This is a genomic window from Methylosinus sp. R-45379 (genome assembly GCF_001644125.1).
GTDB lineage: Bacteria > Pseudomonadota > Alphaproteobacteria > Rhizobiales > Beijerinckiaceae > Methylosinus.
The window spans coordinates 1-1,547 of record NZ_LUUM01000129.1; the positions used below are offsets into that span (position 1 = coordinate 1).

The following is a 1,547-nucleotide window of genomic DNA, read 5'->3' on the forward strand; positions in this document are numbered from 1 at the left end:
TGGGAAGAGGCGCAGGCGATCGCCATGCGGCTGATGGACGAACAGGCGCGCGCCCATGGCTTCACCGTTTCGCGGCCTGTGGAACTGACCCTCGATCGTGCAAGCGGGCTCTATCGCTATCGCATTCGGTCATCGCGCGACATCGGTGACAAGTATGGTCAGACGACGGTCTGGTTCGACGCCTATTCCGGGACGTTGCGGTCGCTGGATTTGCCGACCAGTTTTCGCGCTGGGAATACACTCACTACGTGGCTCTACGAATTGCACAAGGCCAATCTTTTTGGGCTGCCTTACAAGATTTTCGTCTGCGTCTTCGGTCTTGCGATCGTGATGCTTTCAGTCACCGGCGTCTATGTCTGGTGGAAGAAATGGATGGCGCGGCTATTTCACGGGCGGCGCGAGTAAATGCGAGACGCGCCGGCGGAGTGATCAGTTCGTTCGAGCATTTTGATTTTGGCGAGGAGCGCCGAGATGAGATGTAAGAAATCAAGCGACGTCGACGCGCTCCGCTGTCAATATTACGTCCACAGCGCCAGATCGAAGAGACCTTCGCGCTCTCGAAGCGGACGTCCCCCGGTAGGCGTGGCGGGCGCCGCACGCCTCGTGAAGGCGGCCTCGCGGCGCTTCCTCGACCAGACGCGCGCGCAACGCCAATATGGCGGCGTCTCGCAGCTCACGGTCTTGACCGCACAACGGTCTTATCTGAGCGCCTCGATGGCCCGCGTCCGCGCGGAGGCTGCGCGCCTTTCCGACGGCGCGGCGTTCTCCACGGCAACTGGAGGATAGCCTTAGAATTTTTGGATGTTATATGTTCGACTATCGTCGCCTTTCGATTTCGATAGGCGTCGATCGTCGACGGTCGCATGACCTTCAGCCCGGTGGCAGAGGCGCGGGGCAGTCAGCGCTCCTATTTGAGCCGCTCCATCCGCACATTGGGCGCGCCGTCGCCGACCGCATCCAGATTGTCAGGGGGACGGGACATCGTCACGAAACCTTCGGGCTGGCCGCGTGGTCCACATGCTCCCGTTCCGACGCCGCGAACGTCCGCGAACTCCTTAAAAGCGGTCCTTGCGATCATCGGCGACGAATGGCCGCTTATGGCGCATCCTTGCCATTGTCATGGCTCCGATCGAGCTGCGATGAGGCCCGCAGAGCCCGATCGGCGGACCTTTGATCCGCGTGTGTTGCACGACCATTTGATGCGCATCGAGCGTGAGCACGCAGAGCGCGCCGCGATCGGAATGGAAGGCGAAGACTGCGAGTTTTTCGAGGACGCCCGTGAGAATGAGAGATGGGAGGCTCGGTTCGACTTGATGAAAGACCTGTTGACCGCAAAACAGCTCGGAACTTCCTGAGCCGAAGAGCCTAGACGCCGACCGTGCGCAGCAGCCCACGAACGATTTTCGCAATGCGGCCTCCATTCGCGACGATCACCAGAGCATCCTCCACAGCGCCGCTGAACTGGGTCAGCTCGCTGGACCGAGGAAAATGGCCGCGATTTCATCCATCAAGGGATGATGGAGCCCGACCTCGCAGAATTCACTGAA

The 1,547-nt window shown here is 60.4% G+C and carries 3 protein-coding genes; all 3 read left to right on the top strand.

Annotated features, from left to right (window positions below):
* The coding region (locus A1351_RS06775) for a PepSY-associated TM helix domain-containing protein (RefSeq protein WP_198162242.1) at positions 1-405 on the top strand (405 nt) is incomplete at its 5' end.
* 66 nt (positions 406-471) lie between these two features.
* A complete protein-coding gene (locus A1351_RS25780; RefSeq protein ID WP_245291595.1) occupies positions 472-786 on the top strand; it encodes a TolC family protein in 315 nt (104 codons plus the stop codon).
* 77 nt (positions 787-863) lie between these two features.
* Positions 864-1,355: a hypothetical protein gene (locus tag A1351_RS24490; protein WP_157096141.1), complete on the top strand. Its 492-nt coding sequence runs from the start codon at positions 864-866 to the stop codon at positions 1,353-1,355.
* Positions 1,356-1,547 lie beyond the last annotated feature (192 nt).